This window comes from Nonomuraea sp. NPDC004186 (assembly GCF_053603495.1).
The window spans coordinates 111,719-129,622 of the sequence record NZ_JBSGFQ010000017.1; the positions used below are offsets into that span (position 1 = coordinate 111,719).

At 70.6% G+C, this 17,904-nt stretch carries 18 protein-coding genes; 8 read left to right on the forward strand and 10 right to left on the reverse strand.

What is annotated here, in order from left to right:
- Positions 1-23 precede the first annotated feature (23 nt).
- The 6 genes from ACWEPL_RS16730 to ACWEPL_RS16755 all read right to left on the reverse strand — a co-directional run bounded on the left by ACWEPL_RS16730 (position 24) and on the right by ACWEPL_RS16755 (position 6,311).
- A complete protein-coding gene (locus ACWEPL_RS16730; protein ID WP_452436663.1) occupies positions 24-1,484 on the reverse strand; it encodes a class II fumarate hydratase in 1,461 nt (486 codons plus the stop codon).
- Positions 1,481-3,217 carry an NAD-dependent malic enzyme gene (locus ACWEPL_RS16735; protein ID WP_452436664.1) on the reverse strand — a complete coding sequence of 579 codons (1,737 nt, stop codon included), beginning with the start codon at positions 3,215-3,217 and terminating at the stop codon, positions 1,481-1,483. The genes ACWEPL_RS16730 and ACWEPL_RS16735 overlap by 4 nt, the downstream gene beginning before the upstream one ends.
- Before the next feature lie 157 nt (positions 3,218-3,374).
- On the reverse strand, positions 3,375-4,031 hold the full coding sequence (locus tag ACWEPL_RS16740) for a DUF402 domain-containing protein (RefSeq protein ID WP_452436665.1): 657 nt from the start codon (positions 4,029-4,031) through the stop codon (positions 3,375-3,377).
- A gap of 135 nt (positions 4,032-4,166) precedes the next feature.
- Complete coding sequence (locus tag ACWEPL_RS16745) at positions 4,167-5,141, reverse strand: aldo/keto reductase (protein ID WP_452436666.1); 975 nt, start codon at positions 5,139-5,141, stop codon at positions 4,167-4,169.
- Positions 5,142-5,226: 85 nt separating this feature from the next.
- Positions 5,227-5,589: a nuclear transport factor 2 family protein gene (locus ACWEPL_RS16750; protein WP_364258415.1), complete on the reverse strand. Its 363-nt coding sequence runs from the start codon at positions 5,587-5,589 to the stop codon at positions 5,227-5,229.
- A gap of 14 nt (positions 5,590-5,603) precedes the next feature.
- The gene (locus tag ACWEPL_RS16755) at positions 5,604-6,311 is read right to left on the reverse strand and encodes an SDR family NAD(P)-dependent oxidoreductase (RefSeq protein WP_452436667.1); all 708 of its coding nucleotides are present in this window, start codon (positions 6,309-6,311) and stop codon (positions 5,604-5,606) included.
- Positions 6,312-6,579: 268 nt separating this feature from the next.
- Between ACWEPL_RS16755 and ACWEPL_RS16760 the strand changes: the two genes are divergently transcribed.
- The 6 genes from ACWEPL_RS16760 (at position 6,580) to ACWEPL_RS16785 (ending at position 11,403) form a co-directional block, all read left to right on the forward strand.
- Complete coding sequence (locus ACWEPL_RS16760) at positions 6,580-7,152, forward strand: RNA polymerase sigma factor (protein WP_363980244.1); 573 nt, start codon at positions 6,580-6,582, stop codon at positions 7,150-7,152.
- Entirely contained in the window at positions 7,149-7,937 is a 789-nt protein-coding gene (locus ACWEPL_RS16765) for a zf-HC2 domain-containing protein (RefSeq protein ID WP_452436668.1), read from the forward strand. Before ACWEPL_RS16760 ends, ACWEPL_RS16765 begins: the two co-directional genes overlap by 4 nt.
- Positions 7,934-8,770 (forward strand): ABC transporter ATP-binding protein, encoded by an 837-nt coding sequence (locus ACWEPL_RS16770; RefSeq protein WP_452436669.1) that lies wholly within the window; start codon positions 7,934-7,936, stop codon positions 8,768-8,770. The genes ACWEPL_RS16765 and ACWEPL_RS16770 overlap by 4 nt, the downstream gene beginning before the upstream one ends.
- Positions 8,767-10,209 (forward strand): hypothetical protein, encoded by a 1,443-nt coding sequence (locus ACWEPL_RS16775; RefSeq protein ID WP_452436670.1) that lies wholly within the window; start codon positions 8,767-8,769, stop codon positions 10,207-10,209. The genes ACWEPL_RS16770 and ACWEPL_RS16775 overlap by 4 nt, the downstream gene beginning before the upstream one ends.
- On the forward strand, positions 10,200-10,901 hold the full coding sequence (locus tag ACWEPL_RS16780) for a hypothetical protein (protein WP_452436671.1): 702 nt from the start codon (positions 10,200-10,202) through the stop codon (positions 10,899-10,901). The genes ACWEPL_RS16775 and ACWEPL_RS16780 overlap by 10 nt, the downstream gene beginning before the upstream one ends.
- A 205-nt stretch (positions 10,902-11,106) precedes the next feature.
- Complete coding sequence (locus tag ACWEPL_RS16785) at positions 11,107-11,403, forward strand: hypothetical protein (RefSeq protein WP_452436672.1); 297 nt, start codon at positions 11,107-11,109, stop codon at positions 11,401-11,403.
- 64 nt (positions 11,404-11,467) lie between these two features.
- Here the strand turns inward: ACWEPL_RS16785 and rox are convergent, their stop codons facing one another.
- Positions 11,468-12,994, reverse strand: coding sequence for a rifampin monooxygenase (gene rox, locus ACWEPL_RS16790; protein WP_452436673.1), 1,527 nt, complete (start codon positions 12,992-12,994; stop codon positions 11,468-11,470).
- A gap of 316 nt (positions 12,995-13,310) precedes the next feature.
- Here rox and ACWEPL_RS16795 point away from each other — a divergent pair, with 316 nt between their 5' ends.
- On the forward strand, positions 13,311-13,685 hold the full coding sequence (locus ACWEPL_RS16795) for a VOC family protein (RefSeq protein ID WP_363980226.1): 375 nt from the start codon (positions 13,311-13,313) through the stop codon (positions 13,683-13,685).
- A gap of 120 nt (positions 13,686-13,805) precedes the next feature.
- Here ACWEPL_RS16795 and ACWEPL_RS16800 read toward each other — a convergent pair whose 3' ends face one another.
- Positions 13,806-14,339, reverse strand: a complete 534-nt coding sequence (locus ACWEPL_RS16800) for a DUF1062 domain-containing protein (protein ID WP_452436674.1) — start codon at positions 14,337-14,339, stop codon at positions 13,806-13,808.
- 348 nt (positions 14,340-14,687) lie between these two features.
- A complete protein-coding gene (locus tag ACWEPL_RS16805; protein ID WP_452436675.1) occupies positions 14,688-15,308 on the reverse strand; it encodes a TetR/AcrR family transcriptional regulator in 621 nt (206 codons plus the stop codon).
- Between the two features lie 229 nt (positions 15,309-15,537).
- Between ACWEPL_RS16805 and ACWEPL_RS16810 the strand changes: the two genes are divergently transcribed.
- Positions 15,538-16,047 (forward strand): hypothetical protein, encoded by a 510-nt coding sequence (locus ACWEPL_RS16810; RefSeq protein WP_452436676.1) that lies wholly within the window; start codon positions 15,538-15,540, stop codon positions 16,045-16,047.
- 229 nt (positions 16,048-16,276) lie between these two features.
- On the opposite strand, the gene ACWEPL_RS16815 is transcribed toward ACWEPL_RS16810, so the two are convergent.
- Positions 16,277-17,904, reverse strand: a 1,628-nt coding sequence (locus ACWEPL_RS16815; protein WP_452436677.1) for an ATP-binding protein, incomplete at its 5' end; no start/stop codon positions are given.

A 17,904-nucleotide genomic window follows, 5' to 3' on the forward strand; every position in this document is an offset into this window, starting at 1 on the left:
GCGTCGTTCTTCAGCGTCGTTCTTCAGTGCCGGGTGCCGCCGTCAGGGCTGGGTACGCCGGGTCGGGTGAGGCGTTCGGGATCGACGATCTTGTCGTAGAGGTCCGCGGAGATGCCGCATTGCAGCGCCGCTTCCTTGAGCGGCAGGCCCTTGTCGAGGGCGTGGTGGGCGATGTGGGCGGCCCGGTCGTAGCCGACGACGGGGCTGAGCGCGGTCACCATCATGATCGAGTGCTCGATGTTGTGGTGCAGCGTCTCGGTGTTCAGCCGGGCCCCTTCGACCAGGTAGGTGCGGAAGTGGTCCATCATGTCGGCCAGGATGCGCGCCGAGTGCAGCACGTTCCTGATGATGACGGGGCGGAAGGCGTTCAGCTCGAAGTTGCCCTCACCGCCGGCCATCGAGACGGCGGTGTCGTTGCCGGCCACCTGGACGGCGACCATCAGCATGGCTTCGGCCTGGGTCGGGTTGACCTTGCCCGGCATGATCGACGAGCCCGGCTCGTTGGCCGGCAGGATCAGCTCGCGCAGGCCGGTACGGGGTCCGGAGCCCAGCCAGCGCAGGTCGTTGGCGAACTTGAACAGCGGCACGGTCAGGGTGCGCAGAGCCGCCGAGGCGCGAACCAGGTCGTCGCAGGAGGCCTGGGCGGCGAACTTGTTGGGCGCGCTGACGAAGGGCCGCCCGGTGAGCTCGGCGATCTGCGCGGCCACCTGTTCGCCGAACTGCGGCGGGGTGTTCAGGCCGGTGCCGACCGCGGTGCCGCCGACGGCCAGCCGGTACAGGCCGGTACGGGTGCGTTCGAGGTGGTCGATGGCGTCGCCGAGCTGGGCGGCGTAGCCGGACCATTCCTGGCCGACGGTCAGCGGGGTGGCGTCTTCCAGATGGGTGCGCCCGATCTTGACCACGTGCGCCCATTCCCGGCTTTTGCTCTCGGCGCTGTCGCGCAGCCTGGCGGCGGCGGGCAGCACGTGGTCGTCGATGGCCTGGGCGGCGGCGATGTGCATGGCGGTGATGAAGGTGTCGTTGGACGACTGGCCCATGTTCACGTGATCGTTCGGGTGGATCGGATCCTTGCTGCCCAGCCGCCCGCCGACGAGCTGGATCGCCCGGTTGGAGATCACCTCGTTGACGTTCATGTTGGATTGGGTGCCCGAGCCGGTCTGCCACACGTACAGCGGGAACTCGCCGTCCAGGTCGCCGCGGATGACCTCGTCGGCGACGCGGCTGATCAGGTCGGCCTGCCACCGGGGCAGGCGGCCGGCGCGGGCGTTGACGATCGCGGCGGCCTTCTTGATGTAGCCGTAGGCGTGGTAGACGGCTTTGGGCATGCGGTCGTCGCCGATGTCGAAGTGGATCAGCGACCGTTGGGTCTGGGCGCCCCAGTAGTGCCCGGCCGGGACCTCGATCTCGCCGAGCGAGTCGCTTTCCGTCCGGGTGCCGCTCTCGTGCAGCCCGATCGGCACGTCCCGGACCCGTGGCGTGCTCATCGCCCGTTCCCGCGGATCGCGCGGTAGGCCGGCTGCCACATCGCCTCGTGGACCTGCTGCACCGTGTCGCGCAGCGTGGTGCGGGCCAGGTGCTCCTCGGCCGCCCGGTTGGCGACGGCCACGGCCACCGTGGCCGAGACCTCGCGCAGATTGTCCACCTGGGGCAGCAGCGAGGCTCCCGGGGCCGAGACGTCGACCATGCCGGCGACGGCTTCGGCGGCCGCCTGCAGCATGCCGGAGCTGACCCGGCGGGCTCGCGAGACCACCACGCCCAGCCCCAGCCCTGGATACAGCAGGGCGTTGTTGGCCTGGGCGATGACGTAGGTGACGGTCTTGTGGGTGATCGGCTCGACCGGGATGCCGGTGGCGATCAAGGCGCGGCCGCCGGTCCAGCGGATCAGGTCGGCGGGCATCGCCTCGATGCGTTCGGTCGGGTTGGAGATCGGGAAGATGATCGGCCGCTCGACCTGCGCGGCCATCGAGCGCACGATCTCCTCGGTGAACGCGCCGTGGACGGTGGAGGTGCCCAGCAGCATGGTCGGCTTGACCCGCCGGACGACCTCGGCCAGCGAGATGCCGTGTTCGTCCCGGGACCAGCCGGCGACCTCGTCGCGGGGGCGGGCGTAGGGCTGCTGGTAGTCGCGCAGGCCGGTCATGTCGTCGATGAGCAGGCCCTGCTTGTCGATGGGCCAGATCCGCCGGGTGGCGGTGTCGTGGTCCAGGCCGTCGCGGATCATCGCGTCGCGCAGCTGGTCGGCGTTGCCGATGCCGGCGGTTCCGGCGCCGAAGATCACGATCCGCTGGTCGCGCATCGGTGTCGCGGAGACGCGGACGGCGCCGAGCATGGCGGCCAGCACGATGGCGCCGGTGCCCTGCATGTCGTCGTTGAAGGTGCAGATGCGCTCGGTGTACTTCTCCAGGATCCGCCGGGCGTTGGAGGGGCCGAAGTCCTCCCAGTGCAGCATGGCGCCGGGGAACATCCGGGTGGCCGTGGTGACGTAGGCGTCGATGAAGTCGTCGTAGCGCCGCCCCCGTACGCGCGAGTGCCGGTTGCCGACGTAGGCGGGGTCGTTCAGCAGCGCCTCGTTGTCGGTGCCGACGTCGAGGGCGACCGGGATGACGCGGGCGGGGTCGATGCCCGCGGCGGCGGTGTAGACGGCCAGTTTGCCGGCCGCGATGCCGGCCCCGCCGCCCACTCCCCAGTCGCCGATGCCCAGGATCTCCTCGGCGTCGGAGGCCACGATGAGATCGACGTCGTCCGGGCCCAGCTGGAGGCTCTGGAACGCCCGCTCGATCCCGTCCACGTCGTCGATCGACAGGTACACCCCTCGCGGGCGGCGGTACTCGTGGCTGTAGGTGCGGATCGCCTCGGCCACCGTGGGGTCGTAGACGATGGGCAGCATCTCGCGCAGGTGGTCGCTCAGCAGCCGGTAGTAGAGCACTTCGTTGCGGTCGCGCAGCGCTTCCAGGTAGACGTTCTTGAGCAGGTTCGTCTGCTGGCGCCCGTACTGCACGTACGTGCGGCGTACCTGCTCCTCCAGCGTCTCGACCGCCGGTGGGAGCAGGCCCTGCAGCCCGAGCTCGGCCCGCTCCTGCGGGGAGAACGCGGTGCCCTTGTTCAGCAGCGGCTCCCGCAGCACCGCGAGCCCGCGCAGGGACGTCACGAAGCTCCCGTCCGGCTGCTCGGCGAACATCGGGCTCGGCAGATCCGGTTTCCTCTTGCCCGGTGACATGGTCGTCCCCCTCCTGAGCGTCTGGGACGAAGGCTGCCATCCCCTCTCTGGCCTTCCCCTGTCACGGGGGTGGATGCCGGGCTGAAGTCAGGACCATCCCCTATGTCGGCAAATGGCCCATTGTGGACGCGCAGGATGGAGTCCCCAGCCGGGGCTCTCAGAGGGTTTCGAGGGCGTCGCCGGGGAGCGTCGGCGTCTGCCACAGCTCGTGGGCCGGGGGCGACCAGTCGCAGGCGAAGGGGCCCTGCCGGGTCTGGACGAGCCCGACGACCTCCTCGCGGGCCGCGGTGACGTGCCGGTGCACCCGGTCGTCGATGAGCCCGAGCCGTCTGCCGTGCCGATATTCGTCTTCGTCCTTCCACCGGTGCCGGGACAGGTCGGGTTCGACGATCAGGTCGAGCAGGAGGTCGAAGGTGTCGATGCCCAGGCGGGTGCGCTGTTTGGGCAGGTCGAAGTCGATGTACCAGGTCAGCGGGCGGTGGTCGGCGTCGAAGAACTGGCGGACGGTGAAGTGTTTGTCGATGCCGTACCAGCTGCGCACGACGGTGCCCCGCCAGGTCCACCAGCCGAGCTCCCATCGGCCCGAGGCCAGCTCGTCGATGGTCTGCTCGCGGCGGCTGCCGCCGTTGAGGAAGGAGGTGATCCAGGTGGTCGAGGCGAGGCTCTTCAGCCCTGGCCAGCCGGCCACCACGAAGTACTCGTCGGTGTCCTGGAGGACCCGGTACGGCGCGGCCGTCCACACCTTGCCGTTCCAGACGTGGCGGCGTACCGCCGTGGCGCCCTCGTCGAAGCGGGTGTTCCCGTCGGCTGTCATGCGTTCGATCATGTCGGTTCCGGCGAGGGTCTGTCACGATCTTGGTCGTGGAGCGGGTGAGCCCCGTGTGCGTGGCGCTTGGTGATCATGTACGCGCCCCGCGGCTGACGGTCCCCGGCGGCGGGGGTGGGACGGTCAGTATCGGGCGCCGACGGGGGCCGGGACGGCGTCGAGGTCGGCGAGGTCGGCCGCAGACAGCCGGACGTGTGCGGCGCCCGCGTTGTCGGCGAGGTATTTCGGGGTCTTGGTGCCGGGGATGGGGACCACGTGCGGGCCCTGGGCGAGGAGCCAGGCCAGGGCGACCTGTGCCGGGGTGGCGTCGATCCGGTCGGCGACCTGGCGGACCGTGGCCGCGATGGCGAGGTTGGCGCGCAGGTTGTCCTGCTGGAAGCGCGGCAGCCGCCGCCGGTGGTCGTGGTGCGGCAGTTCGTCGAAGGAGGTGAAGCGGCCGGCGAGGAACCCGCGGCCCAGGGGCGAGTACGGCAGCAGGCCGATGCCGTGCCGCTCGCAGTAGGGCAGGACCTCGGCCTGGACGTCGCGGGTCCACAGGGAGAATTCGGACTGCACGGTGGTGACCGGGTGTACGGTCCGGGCGCGCCGGATCTGCTCGACGGTGACCTCCGACAGGCCCAGGTAGCGGGCCTTGCCGGCCGCGACGGCCTCAGCCATGGCGCCCCAGGTCTCCTCGATGGGGACCTCGGGGTCGACGCGGTGGAGCTGGTAGAGGTCGACGTGGTCGGTGCCCAGGCGGCGCAGGCTGGCGTCGATGGCGGCCCGGACATGCTCGGGCCGGCCGTTGCTTGCGATGACCGGGAGGTTGCCGGGAGCGCCGGTGGGGTCGGCGGCCACCCGGCCGACCTTGGTGGCGAGCACGGCGCGGTCGCGGTGGCCGGTCAGGGCCCGTCCGAGGAGTTCCTCGTTGGTGTGGGGGCCGTAGACGTCGGCGGTGTCGGTCAAGGTCATGCCCAGGTCGAGGGCCTGGTGGATGACGGAGACGGATGTGGCTTCGTCGCGGGGGGCCGCCATGTCGTACATGAAGCTCATCCCCATGGCGCCCAGGCCGATGACGCCGACCTGCGGTCCGTGGGTGCCCAGGGTGGTGGTGCGCATGCGGTGTTCTGCCTTCGTATGTCGGTCGGAGGGGCGGCCGGGTCCGGGCGGGCGCATCGCCGCGCCCGGACCCGTGAGGCCGGTCTCAGCCGAGGCGGGAGACCTGGTAGTGGCTGATGAGCCAATCGGCCTGCGAGCGCTTCAGCAGGACGAGGAGGTTGACGCTGACCGTGGGCCGGTCCGTGAACGAGAAGTCGACGCTCAGGTAGCCGAGCACGATGTCGTCGCACAGGCGCCGGCTTTCCAGGACGTGGTACGCGGCCGACAGGCCGGCAGGCTGGGAGGCGTAGTAGTCGGCGACGCCCTGCCGTCCCACGCTGTAGGGACGAAGCCCCTGGAAGATCGCGTCCTCGGTGAACACCGACGCGACCCGATCCGGCTGGTGGCCGTCGACGCCCGCCTTCCACCGGTCGAGGACGCCACGCAGGATCGTTTCGGTGTCTGTCATATCGCTGTTCTCCCTCAGTGGCCCGCGCTCATGCCGCCGTCGACGTGGAGGATCTCGCCGGTGACGAACGGGGCGTTCTCCAGGTAGGTCACCGCGTCCACGATGTCGCCCGGCTCCCCCATCCGGCCGACCGGGTGCAGGCCGGCGAGGATCTCATGGGTGTCCTCGGGGTGCATGGGCGTCTTGATGGTGCCGGGCGAGACGGCGTTGACGCGGATGCCGCGAGTGGCGTACTCGATGGCGAGGGACTTGGTGGCGGACTGCAGCCCGCCCTTGGTGAGCGAGGCCAGGACGGAGGGGACCCGGGCGTCGGCGTTGTCGACCAGGCTCGTGGTGACGTTGACGATGTGGCCGCCGCCCTGGGTGAGCATCCGCTCGACGGCCAGCTGGGTGATGCGGAAGAAGCCGGCGAGGTTCACGCCGATCACGGCGGCGTAGTCGCCCTGGGTGTAGTCGGTGAAGGGCTTGGCGACGAAGATTCCGGCGTTGTTGACCAGGGTGTCGATGCGGCCGAACCGTTCCACGCCGGCGGTGATGACACCTTCGGCGGTGGCGGGGTCGGCGATGTCGCCCTGGACGGTCAGGACGTCCGCGTCGTTGGAGGGGGTGATGGTGCGGGAGGTGGCGACGACGGCGTAGCCGAGCTTGCGGTAGGCGTCGATGAGGTGGGCGCCGATGCCTTGCGAGCCGCCGGTGATGACTGCGACCTTCTGGGTGCTCATGATGACCTTCTCCGGGATGGGGTGGGATGCCGCGGCCTGCCGTCTTCGTAGCTAGCCGACCGGTCGACTATTGGACCGTAGGGGTCCCGGCGGGGCGAAGTCAAAGGTCAGGAGGGCTTGCACCGGGACGTGTTTCCTCGCACCTGAGAGGCCCGGACTCCCAACGCACGCCGGTGGTGGCGATCGGCGTGGTGCGCGTGCATGGGCCGAATCGCGAAAAGGCCGACCTGGGAGAACCGGCGCATACGGGTCGTGCGATAGATACACCGTGAGACCGTTTCCCTTCCGGCGGCGCGCGGCCCCGGACGTCACCGCGGAAAGCGATGACGCCGACCTCATCACCGCCGTCGCCGCCCGGAGCACCGTCGCCCTGCGCATCCTTCACCAGCGCCACGCCCCCTGGCTGCGCGCCCGGCTGGCCCGCCGCTGCGCCGACGCGGACGCCGTCGACGACGCGCTGCAGGAGACCTTTCTGGCCGTGTGGCGCTCGGCGGGCGGCTTCCGCGGCGACAACCCGGCCGGCTGGTTGTGGACGATCGCCATCCGCCGCCTGATCTCCACCCTGCGCGGCCGCGGCTCACGCTGGATCGGCTCCGGCATCGAACCAGGCGAAAGCTCGCCGGTCGCCTCGGCCGAGGACGTGGTGCTGCTGAACGTGGAGCATGGCGATCTCGGCACCGCCCTGACCAGGCTCTCCCCCGAACTGCGCGCCGTCATCGAGGCGACCGTCCTTGACGGCCTCACCACCAAGGAGGCCGCCGGTCTCCTGGGCATCCCGGAAGGCACGGTCAAGACCCGCGCGATGCGGGCCAGGGCCCGGTTGCGCGAGGAGCTGTCATGAGTAGCTGGCACATCCCTGACGATCTGCGTGAGCGCTACCTCGAAGGAACGCTCGAACCGGCGCAGGCCATGTCCGTGGATGCGCATCTCGGCCGTTGCGCCGACTGCCGGGCGGCGGTGCCGTACGAGAAGGACTGGCTGGAGGCGTCCTGGGCACGGCTGGAGGCCGAGCTGATCACGCCGCGCCCGAGCCTGTCCGAGCGGTTCCTGCGCCACGGCGGGGTGCCTGACCACCTGGCCAGGCTGCTGTCGGCGACACCGACACTGAGCCGGGCCTGGCTGGCCGCGGTGGTGGCGGTAGTGGCGTTCGCGGTGCTGGCCGCGCGCGAGCAGGCCGAACTGCTGCCCGCTTTCCTGATCGCCGCGCCGGTGCTGCCGCTGGCGGGCATCGCGCTCGCCTACGGGCCGCGCGTCGATCCCGCCCACGAGTTGGTGGCCGCCACCCCGATGTCGGGGTCGCGGCTGCTGCTGACCAGGGCCACGGCGGTGCTGGCGGTGTCGGTCGTGCTGGCAGGGCTCGCCTCGCCGCTGCTGCCGGCGCCGCCGGGGCTGGCCGCCGCCTGGCTGCTGCCCGCGCTCGCCGCCGCCGCGGGCTGCCTGGCCCTGTCGAGTCGGCTGCCCGTGCCGATCGCCGCCCTCGCCGTGGGCGGGGTGTGGCTGGCCATCGTCGGTACGGGCCGCCTCATCGGCGACTGGCTCGCCGCCTTCGGTCCCGTCCCGCAGATCGGGTACGGCGTGGCCGCCCTCCTGCTGACCTACCGCCTCTACCGAGTGAGCACCAGATGATCCAGATCAAGCAACTGACCAAGACCTACGCCACCAAAAGGGCGCTCGACGGCCTCGACCTGACGCTCGGCACCGGCGTGACCGGCCTGCTCGGCCCGAACGGCGCCGGCAAGACCACCCTGCTGCGCTGCCTGGCCACCACCCTCGCCCCCGACCATGGCACAGTGGACGCCTTCGGCCTGAACCCGGCCGACCGCGGGCAGCGCACCGCGCTGCGGCGCAGGCTCGGCTACCTGCCACAAAACCCCGGCTCCTACCCGCACTTCACCGCCTTTGACCTGGTGGACTACGTGGCGATCCTCAAGGAGCTGACCGACCGCGGGCACCGGCACGCCGAGGTGCGCCGGGTACTGGCCGAGGTGAACCTCACCGACCAGGCCAAGACCAAGGTGCGCAAGCTGTCGGGCGGCATGCGCCAGCGGCTCGCCCTGGCCCAGGCCCTGCTGGGCGAGCCGGACCTGCTCATTCTCGACGAGCCGACCGTGGGCCTGGACCCGGAGCAGCGGATGATGTTCCGCGCGCTGGTCTCGCGGCTCGGCGAGAGCCGTACCGTCGTGCTGTCCACGCACCAGATCGAGGACGTCGCCGCGCTGTGCGAACGGGTGGTGGTCATGCGGGACGGCCGGGCGCTCTTCGACGGCACCCCCGGCGAGCTCGCGGCCGTGGCGGACGGCCGGGTGTGGCTGTCGGACGCGCCCCCCGCCACCACGGAGCTGTTCTGGCGGACGGCCGACGGCCGCTACCGCACACTCGGCACGCCCCCGCCGGCCGCGGACGCGGCGGCGCCCGGCGTCGAGGACGGCTACCTCATGCTGCTCGGGGAGGCGGCGTGACGCGGCGGCTGTTCCTGTTCGAGGCGCGCAGGCTGGTGCGGCATCCGCTCGTGTGGGGCGCGACCGTCCTGGTGCTGGCCCTGCAGACGTCCCTCAGCTGGGACCAGCAGCCCGACCTCACGATGGACCCGGTCAACGCCACCGGGCTGGCCACCTGCCTGGCCGCGGCGGTCGTGGTCGTGGCGAGTCTGGCCGCCTCGCGCGACGGGCGGCACGGTATGCCCGAGAGCCTCGCGGGCCTGCCCGGGCGGGCCGAGCACCGAACGCGGGCCCTGCTGCTGGCCACCCCGCTGATCGCGGGGCTCGCGGCGGCCGTGGCCATGGGCGGCTACCTGGCGATCCGGCTGTTGAGCGGCCCCGCCGGGGGCCGGTTGGACGTGTGGGAGCCGCTGACGGCGGTGGCCGCCGCGGTCCTCGCCGCAACCCTGGGCGTGGCCGTCGGCCGCTGGTCACCGTGGCTGATCGCCGGACCACTGGTGGTCGCCGTGCTCGGTTTCCTCATCTACATGAACCCGACGAACGGGCAGGACCGCTGGCTGCTGCCGGTGATGCAGGTCCACCAGCCGGACTGGCCCGACCGCCCGTCGGCGGCCCACCTGGTGTACGTGCTCGCTGTCGCGACGTTCTTCGGCGGGATCGCGCTGCTCAGACATCGGGTACGGCCGCTACCCGCCGCGGTTGCGGTGGCGGCGCTGGCTGCCGCGGTGCCATCGGGGGCCACCGCTGCGTCAACCCGGCCACCGGCAGGGCTCCCCACCAACGTGGAGCTGACCATCGGCCATGTGGACTCTCGCGTACGGGAACGCTACTTCGGCCCGCATGCCTACCGCTGCACGGCGCGGCAGGGCGTGACCTATTGTGCCTTTCGGGGCTACGAACCGTGGATCCCGCTGTGGGAACAGGCGGTCCAGCCGGTCGTGGCGGCGCTGCCCGCCGCGCTGCGGGCCCGAGCGCCCCAGGTGCGGCAGATGAGCCCGACCTGGAGCTTCGCCGACGATTTCGGCGTGATCCGTGCGTCGATGAGCTGGGGGCATCCCGACCAGCGCAGGATGCTGGCCGAGGACGTGGCCTTCTGGGGGGCCGGGCTGCACGACTCGGCCGCCAAGCACTTCAGCCCCTCCCGGCGCGCAGCACTGTGTGACGTGCGCGGTCAAGCCCGCACGGTGGTGGCGCTCTGGCTCATCGGCCAAGTCTCCCCTCCCGAGGCCCGGCGGCAGCTCTATGTCGACCGTAACTTGGGACGCCTGTCCGGTCTGGACTGGGGCCCGGCCGAGATCGGTTACGCCAAGCTGCTGCTGGCCTCCCCCGGGGCCCGCGAGAAGGTCCAGGCCAACTGGGGCACGCTCGTCAAGCCCACCACCACGATCGACCAGGCCCTGCCGCTGCTCGGGCTGGAACGCACGTTCAACGCGCCGACGGGAGCCACGCCATGCCTGTAACACTGCCCGCACGCCCCCAAGCCTCCTCCACCGGCACGGCCGTCCCCGCCCCGCCGCCGTACCGCTGGCGGGTGGCGCTCCTGCTGGTACGCCCCCTCGCTCGGGCCATCGACTGGGGGCCTCTGGTCGTGGTCGCCGCCTTCACCACCGGGCTGGTGAGCCTGGTGGAGTACGGGGAGGCGCTGGCCGGGGGCGACGCGCTCGCGCTCATGCGCATCTGTGGCACTCTGCTCGGCGCGGCGGCGGCCTTCGGGCTGGTCGACACCATGTCCGCCGACCTCGGCGCCGCCGCGGTCCCCCGATGGGTCCGGCAGGCGCTGCGCTGCCTGTTGCCCGGCGGCGCCGCGATCGCGATCTGGCTGGCCGCCTTCTCCTCTCTCCTGACCCGCCTGCCAGAGGGCGCCCTGTTCCCGGTCGGCGACCTGCTCATCGAGGCAGGCGTCTGCCTCGGCATCGCGCTGGCGGCCGCGGCGACCGCCGTGCGGTTCGCACCCGGACGGCAGGCCGCCATGGCCGCCGTGGTGGTCCAGCTGGCGATGGTACTGGGGACCATCCTGCTCCCCGAGCAGGTCCGGCTCTGGCCCCCCACCTGCGGGTTCGGGTACTGGGATCAGGCACACCTGTTCTGGCTGGCGATGCTGCCCCTGCCCTACCTCTGGCTGACCATCGCGGGGCGCGACCTGCGACGCTGACCCAAGGCGCGATCGCCCGCCCCCACCTGCCGCCCGAGGTCGAACCGCTCATCACGCGCCTGCACGCCAAGAACCCGGTCCAGCGGCCCTCCGGCGCCGAGCACGTCCCGCGCATCCTCCTCAGCTCTGGTAATGACCACGATGCGAGGTCACCGCCGCGTCCCCGGCACAGGGCTCGACTTGACCGGTCTTCCGAGCGGGTGCGATGCTCGACCCGGTGCCGCGCCTGCACATCAGCGGCCGCTACCGCCACCCCAACGGCCCACGCCACTACGGCCGCACGACCTCCTACGCGCTCGCCGAGCTGGTACAGCCCAAGAACACCAGGTGGGAGCCGGAGCCCGGCAACCCCGAACAACGGGTGACGGCCGCAAGCATCGGCCTGCTCGACACCGAGACCGGCGCCTTCGAGTACATCCACGACGAGTGGCTGGCCGAGGTCAAAGGTGACGCACTCGACCTCGCCGGACTCCTCGCCGGACTCCTCGCCGCCACCCGCTGACGGCCTTCGGCCTGTCACGCCGCCGAAGCCTCGCTCGCATTCATTGTCCGCTGCTCAGGCGAAATCAGCCGGCGGGCCTGCCGAACCAGCGGGACAGGTGGTCGTCCAGGTCCTGCTGATCGTCGCCGATCCAGGCGACGTGGCCGTCGGGGCGTAGCAGGACGCACGGAACATCCAGTGCCGCAGTGGGATCCGCGAGGTGATCGACCCGGTCCGACCAGCCGCCGACGGTCAGGCCTTCGGTGCGGTCCAGCAGCAGGCCGCGGCCGCGGTGCAGCAGACCGTAGAGCCGGCCCTGTTTCACCTCGATGTCGCGCAGGCGGCGGCCGAGCAGGTCGGGGCCCGCGCCGAAGTCGTAGCGGATGCCGATCGCGGTGATCTTCTCGATCAGATGGCGGTTCACCTCGTCGAAGTCCATCAGTTCGGTGAGCAGCCTGCGCACGGCCCGCGGGCCCGGTTCGGTGGACAGCAGTTCCATCTGGGCTCGGGTGTTGTCCAGCACGTCCTCGGCGACCGGATGACGTTCGGCCTGGTAGGTGTCCAGCAGGGTGTCCGGCGCCCAGCCGCGGATCTGTGCGGCCAGTTTCCAGCCGAGGTTGAATGCGTCCTGGACGCCCAGGTTGAGGCCCTGCCCGCCGATGGGTGGATGGATGTGTGCCGCATCGCCGGCCAGCAGCACCCGCCCGACCCGATAACGTTCGGCCAGCCGGGTGGCATCCCCGAAGCGGGACAACCAGCGCGGGGAGTGCACGCCGAAATCGGTTCCGGCGATGGTGCGCAGCTGTTGTTGGAAATCCTCGATGGTGGGCGGTTCCGCGCGATCTCCGACCCCCGCCGCGGGGACGACGACGCTGTAGATTCCTCTGCCGAAGGGCCGGAGCCAGAATGGCTGATGGGTCTCGCGGATGTCGGCCACCTTGGCGGCGATCTCCTCCTGCGGTACACCCACTTCCATCTCGCCCATCAGCGTCTCGGTCCGCGAGGGCTCGCCGGGGAAGCCGACGCCGAGCAGTTTGCGCACCGTGCTGCGCCCGCCGTCACAGCCGATGAGATAGCGCGAACGCAGCTGTTCCCCGTCGGCCAGCTCGACGGTCACACCCTCGTCGTCCTGCTCGAAATCGGCCACCGCGCAACCGCGCCGGACCTGCGCACCCAGTGCGATCGCATGCTCTTCGAGCAGACGTTCGATGACCGGCTGCGGGATGCCCAGCAGGTAGGCGTGCGCGGAATCCAGGCCCTTGGGCGCGGGTTTGTTGATGGCGGCGAAGAAACCGGCGGCCGGGCGCTGTCTTCCGTGTTCGAGAATGCGATCCAGCAGTCCGCGCATGGCCATCAGCTCGAGACTGCGAATATGCAGACCGACGATGCGGACGAACGACTTGGGCTCGGTTTCTTTCTCCAGAACGAGTACCCGCACGTCGTGCAGCCGCAGTTCGGCGGCCAGCGTCGCACCGGTCGGCCCGCACCCGGCAATGATCACGTCGTACCTGAGGGGCGTGCGATCGGCGCCGGAGGCCGGCGAGGGGAGTCCGGGGACGTCGTGCTCGGCCCTGTCGTTCGACGGCGGCTCGGCGGAGAACTGAGAGTGCATAGGTGTTGCCTTTCGGGAGTGCCTTGTTGGCGAGGCGCTCCCGGCGACACCTACGTCAATCGCCCGGCCGTGACGGGAAGGGGGAGCACCCACATCGATACAGCGTTCATGGGTCTCACCTCCTCGGGCGGCGTCACGGTCGACTGCAAGCTACAAGCCCGAGCATCATCCCGTCCAATCCTTTTCCGGCCACGTGATCACGGCTCCGAACGGGCCCGTGGGTCACCGCCGGCCCCACCCGCATCCGCCAAGACCCGGACCGGTCCTCCTCTCAAGGATTGGCGGCGTGGGGTGGATGCCCCGTAAGGTGCCGATCATGGCTTGTCGTATTTCCGAACTGATCATCAAATGCCGGGACCCGCAACGGCTGGCGGCCTTCTGGTGCGAGGTGCTGGACTTCATCGTGCTCGACGACACCGACGACGGCGCGGTGGAGATCGGACCACGGGAAGGGTTCGGCGGATTGCAGCCGACTCTGGTCTTCAGCCCCGCCACCGAGCTCAATGCGGGCAGTCCGCGGCTGCACTTCGACGTCAACGCCACCGACCGCGATCAGGACGCCGAACTCGAACGCCTCCTGAAGCTCGGGGCGCGCCCGGCCGACATCGGCCAGACGGGCCAGGAGTCCTGGCACGTCCTGCTCGACCCCGAAGGCAACGAGTTCTGCCTCCTGCGAAGGCGCCTGAGCTGACCCTCTGGCTGGGTTCGTGCGTTGCCGGTGGAGCGGGACTGAGGCGGTCGCCGTGACGGCACGCAGAAGCACTGCACCCGTCCGTCGTAGCCTCAGTCCCACCCACCACTTCTCCCGGCCCTATTCAGCGGGCATGACGACGAACGAGAAGTCCGCGGTCGTCGTGCGGTTGAGGGGGAGGTCGCCCTTGATGCGGCGCCCGACCTCGCCCCTGCTGATCCCGAGCCCCTGAGCGATCAGCCGCTCCGGGCGGACGGGCACGGGATCGAGGAAACCGACGTCCACCCGGTACGGCCATGCCGTCTCGGCAGCCGAAGACTCCAGCCGCCAGGCGCCACGCCAATCGAGGGTGAACCGGTTGCGCCGTGCGACCGCGGGGTCCAGGAGCGTGTGAGCGACGAGCGCCTGATCGTTGTCCTCGAAGGCGCGGAGCCTGGCCGGATCCAGCGATCGGACCGGCACCCGCTCATGGACGGTGATCTTCGAGGTCCGGTCGCAGCCGACGCAACGGACGAGCAGCCACACGTCAAGCAGCTTGCCGTTGGCGTTGATCCGGAACCTGCCCTCGCCGACGGTGGCCGCCTGCGCCTGGCAGTCCAGGCAACGCACGGTGAGCAGCGGCAGCCGAGTCCTCCGCACGGTCCAGGGCAGCACGAAATGATCTCTATGGGATTGTGAAGACATGATCTCTCTAAGACCTGACACAAAACGCTGAGTGGCCGGGGCGGCTCAGAGGTTCAGAGCAGCCCGGCGAGACCGACCACGAGGCCGGTGAGAAAGCGCAGAAGAAGATGTCAGGCAGCGAGAGCAGGCGGCGTCACGCGACAGTCCCCACGACGAATCCGATAGTGCTGGCCGTACGCTACTGGATCACCGGCGAGCGCCACAATCGAATTTGTCTCCTGCCGATCATCGGCGTCGGCCGGGGCGGGCGCCAGCCACCATCGTGGCGAGGGAGAGGACGTCCCCGAGGGCGCCGGTGGACAGGGGCAGGGCGGATGGTCAGGTGCCGGCCACGGCCTCTTGTGGCGTACGGGCGCCGAGCAGGGCAAGGCAGTTCGCCCACAAGGGGCCGAGCCGGTGGGTGCTGTTGTAGAGCTTGGCGAACAGCACCTGGCCCTCGAGCTGGGCGACCACCGCCCGCGCGGCCTCCCGGGGGTCGGCCACCTCGACCTCCTGCCGCTCGAGAGCCTCGGCGATGACCGATGCGACCATCTCGACCTGCGCGTCGAAGATCTCCTGCAGCCGGGTGCGGATGGCCTCGGTCTGGTTGCTCATCTCCAGGGTGAGGTTGCCGAACAGGCACCCCGAGACGGTGCCGCAGCTCTGCTGGGCGGTACGCAGGCCGGCCTCCGTCTCCTCGAACAGGCGGCGCAGCCGGGGCAGCGGCCGCGCGTCACCGTTGAGAGCGGCCGCCCAGGCGCGCTGCTGAGCGGCCCAGTGCTCATCGATGACGGCCAGCGCGAGGGACTCCTTGGAGTCGAAGAAGTAGTAGAAGCTGCCCTTGGGCACGCCGGCCGCCCGGCAGATCTCGGCCACCCCCAGGGCCGAGTAACCATGCGTCTCGACGAGCGAGCGTGCGGCGCTCAGGATCCGCTCGCGAGCATCACTGGTTCGGCCCATGAGGCCAGTTTACGACCGGTCGACTACCATCCGCGGAGTCGTCCTGCGCGGCCCTTCCGGTGCAGGTCACGCCCTTGATCATCCGGTCGTGGCGCGGACATCCCCATACGGACATACGGGTGAATAGGTACCCATATGGGGATTTATCCCGTCTTCCTCGTGGGCGGGTCGGAGCGAAGCTAAACGTGTCTCTGAACACATGCGCCAACACGGGGAGGAGACGATACACGTGCCAGCCATGTTGCAGCCGCACATCGAGCACGGCACCGCCGGACAGCAGCCCACGCTGCGCCTGCTGTCCTGGAACGGGCTCCTGGCCATGGGGGACGGCCTGGCCGTTCGCGCCGGGTGGGCGGGGCAGGACCGCTCGGCCTCGTGGCTGCTGTCGGCACGGCCTTCGGCGGTGCCGAGCGCGCGGCGCATGACCGCGGTCCGGTTGGCCGCCTGGGGGTTGTGCGAACACGCCAAGAACGCCGACCTGCTGGTCGGCGCGCTGGTCGCCGACGCCCTGCGGCACGCCACCGCCAAGGTCAGGCTCTCACTGTGGGTCGAGGACGACCTGCTGCGCTGCGAGATCGAGGACGACCGCAGCGCGCTCGCCTTCACCGCATCGTGCCGCAAGGCCGCCGATCGCGGGCACAACCCGGTGCTGGCCCGGCTGGCCTGCTGCTGGGGGGTCGCCGGCAAGGTCGTCTGGTTCGAACTCGTCACCGGCGACCGCGCCTGCGAGCACGCCTGAGCCAGCCCGGCACGTACACCCGTACCCGCCGCCCGAGCGGCACCGAAGGAAAGGAACGACGCATCGTGCGCCACACAAGGATCCGCGTCTCCAAACGGCCGACACGCCGCCCCGCCCAGGGTGTGGACCTGCGGACCCCGTCAGGACGGGCACTACCCTACTGACATCGCCGACGGCCGGAACCGGCCCTCACCCTGGAGCCGGTTCCAGCCTCCCCAGCACCGATCCCTCAGTCGTGCCCGTTTGCCCGGGCCCGCTCCCCCACCCACACCGCGATCTGCGCCCGCGAGTTGAACCCCAGCTTGGTCAAGATGTGCTCGATGTGCCCCTCCGCCGTACGCTGCGCGATCACCAGGGACGCCGCGATCTCCTTGTTCGTCATCCCCTGGGCGACCAGCTCGGCGATCTCCTTCTCCCGCCGCGTCAACGGCGTCTCCTCCGCCGCCTTGGCGGGCTCGGGCTTGTCCTCCTCCAGGGCGTAGGCCAGAGCCTCCTCCAGCGGCAGGCGCGCCCCGCGCCGCACGGCCGACTCGAACGCCGCCTCCCCCAGCACCTCACGCATCGCCCGGTCACAGTCGTCGTGGTAACGGGCCAGATGCCCGTACCCCGACAGCGGCGCCCCGGCACAGCTCCACATGGTCTCCAGCACGCCCAGCAGGCGGGCCGCCCGCTCGTGACGGCCCTGGCTGGCGGCGATCCAGGCCAGCGCCTCGATGTTGACGCCCGCGCCGAGCGGGTCGCCGACCGCGCGGTTGAAGGTCAGGCTCTGCTTCTCCAGCTCGGTCGCCCGCTCCAGATCCCCCTGGCGCCACACCTGCACGCCCAGCGCCATCGTCGTGTACGCCTTGTGCCAGCCCTCCCCATAGGCCTCGCACTCGGCCAGGCACTCCTCGCCCGCCGCGATGGCGGCCGAGGAGTCACCCAGGAACGAGTGGGCGAGCGTCAGCCGGATGAGCGACAGCGCGATCCCGACCGGGTCGCCGGTACGGCGATGGCGGGCAAGGGCGTCCCTGTATAGCTCGATCGCGGCTTCCGTTCGCCCCTCGCACATGGCCACCATTCCGCGGAACAGGGCCACGTAGGCCAGCACCGGCTCGTCCTGCAGCTCCTCGCCGAGCTGGCGGCTCTCCTCGAGAAGCGCGGTGGCGGCCGGCATGTCGGCCTGGATGATCGCCAGCCAGCTGCCGGCCCACAGGGCGCCGGCCCGCACCCGGCTGGGCTCGGTGTCGGCGGCCAGCGCCTGATCCAGCCAGCCGCGCCCCTCAGCCAGGTAATAACTGGTGATCCAGTGATACAGCAGGTCGCCGGACATGCTCAGCCCCGCGCGGGCCTCCTCCGGCGTGTTCAGCCAGCTGTCCAGGGCGGCCCGCAGGTTGGCATGCTCGCGCCGCAGCCGGGCGAACCACGCCACCTGGCCGGGCCCGAACAGCTCCGCCCTGGCCCGCGCCGCCAGATCGCGGTAATAAGTGCGGTGCCGTCGCTGCAGGGCGGGCTCGCAGCCGGAGCCCGTGAGCCGTTCGCGACCGTACTGCCGCAGCGTCTCCAGCATCCGGTAGCGTACGCCGCCCGGATGGTCCTCTCGTATCAGCACGGACTTGTCCACCAGGCCGATCACCAGGTCGAGGACGTCCTGCGGGTCGATCCCGTCCTCGCCGCACACCGCCTCGGCCGCCTCCAGATCCAGGCCCCCCGCGAACACCGAGGCCCGTTCCCACAACAGGCGTTCTTCTTGCGAACACAGCGCGTAACTCCAATCGATCAGCGCCCGCAGCGTCTGATGCCGGGGCAGCACCGCCCTCGACCCTCCGGTCAGCAGGCGGAAACGGTCGTCGAGCCGGTCGAGCAGCTGCTCGACCG

What these genes read in the sequence shown, in the direction of transcription:
- ACWEPL_RS16730 (WP_452436663.1), bottom strand. Translation starts at nt 1,484, where the DNA reads ATGAGCACGCCACGGGTCCGGGACGTGCCGATCGGGCTGCACGAGAGC.
- ACWEPL_RS16735 (WP_452436664.1), bottom strand. Translation starts at nt 3,217, where the DNA reads ATGTCACCGGGCAAGAGGAAACCGGATCTGCCGAGCCCGATGTTCGCC.
- ACWEPL_RS16740 (WP_452436665.1), bottom strand. Translation starts at nt 4,031, where the DNA reads ATGACAGCCGACGGGAACACCCGCTTCGACGAGGGCGCCACGGCGGTA.
- ACWEPL_RS16745 (WP_452436666.1), bottom strand. Translation starts at nt 5,141, where the DNA reads ATGCGCACCACCACCCTGGGCACCCACGGACCGCAGGTCGGCGTCATC.
- ACWEPL_RS16750 (WP_364258415.1), bottom strand. Translation starts at nt 5,589, where the DNA reads ATGACAGACACCGAAACGATCCTGCGTGGCGTCCTCGACCGGTGGAAG.
- ACWEPL_RS16755 (WP_452436667.1), bottom strand. Translation starts at nt 6,311, where the DNA reads ATGAGCACCCAGAAGGTCGCAGTCATCACCGGCGGCTCGCAAGGCATC.
- ACWEPL_RS16765 (WP_452436668.1), top strand. Translation starts at nt 7,149, where the DNA reads ATGAGTAGCTGGCACATCCCTGACGATCTGCGTGAGCGCTACCTCGAA.
- ACWEPL_RS16770 (WP_452436669.1), top strand. Translation starts at nt 7,934, where the DNA reads ATGATCCAGATCAAGCAACTGACCAAGACCTACGCCACCAAAAGGGCG.
- ACWEPL_RS16780 (WP_452436671.1), top strand. Translation starts at nt 10,200, where the DNA reads ATGCCTGTAACACTGCCCGCACGCCCCCAAGCCTCCTCCACCGGCACG.
- ACWEPL_RS16785 (WP_452436672.1), top strand. Translation starts at nt 11,107, where the DNA reads ATGCTCGACCCGGTGCCGCGCCTGCACATCAGCGGCCGCTACCGCCAC.
- rox (WP_452436673.1), bottom strand. Translation starts at nt 12,994, where the DNA reads ATGCACTCTCAGTTCTCCGCCGAGCCGCCGTCGAACGACAGGGCCGAG.
- ACWEPL_RS16795 (WP_363980226.1), top strand. Translation starts at nt 13,311, where the DNA reads ATGGCTTGTCGTATTTCCGAACTGATCATCAAATGCCGGGACCCGCAA.
- ACWEPL_RS16805 (WP_452436675.1), bottom strand. Translation starts at nt 15,308, where the DNA reads ATGGGCCGAACCAGTGATGCTCGCGAGCGGATCCTGAGCGCCGCACGC.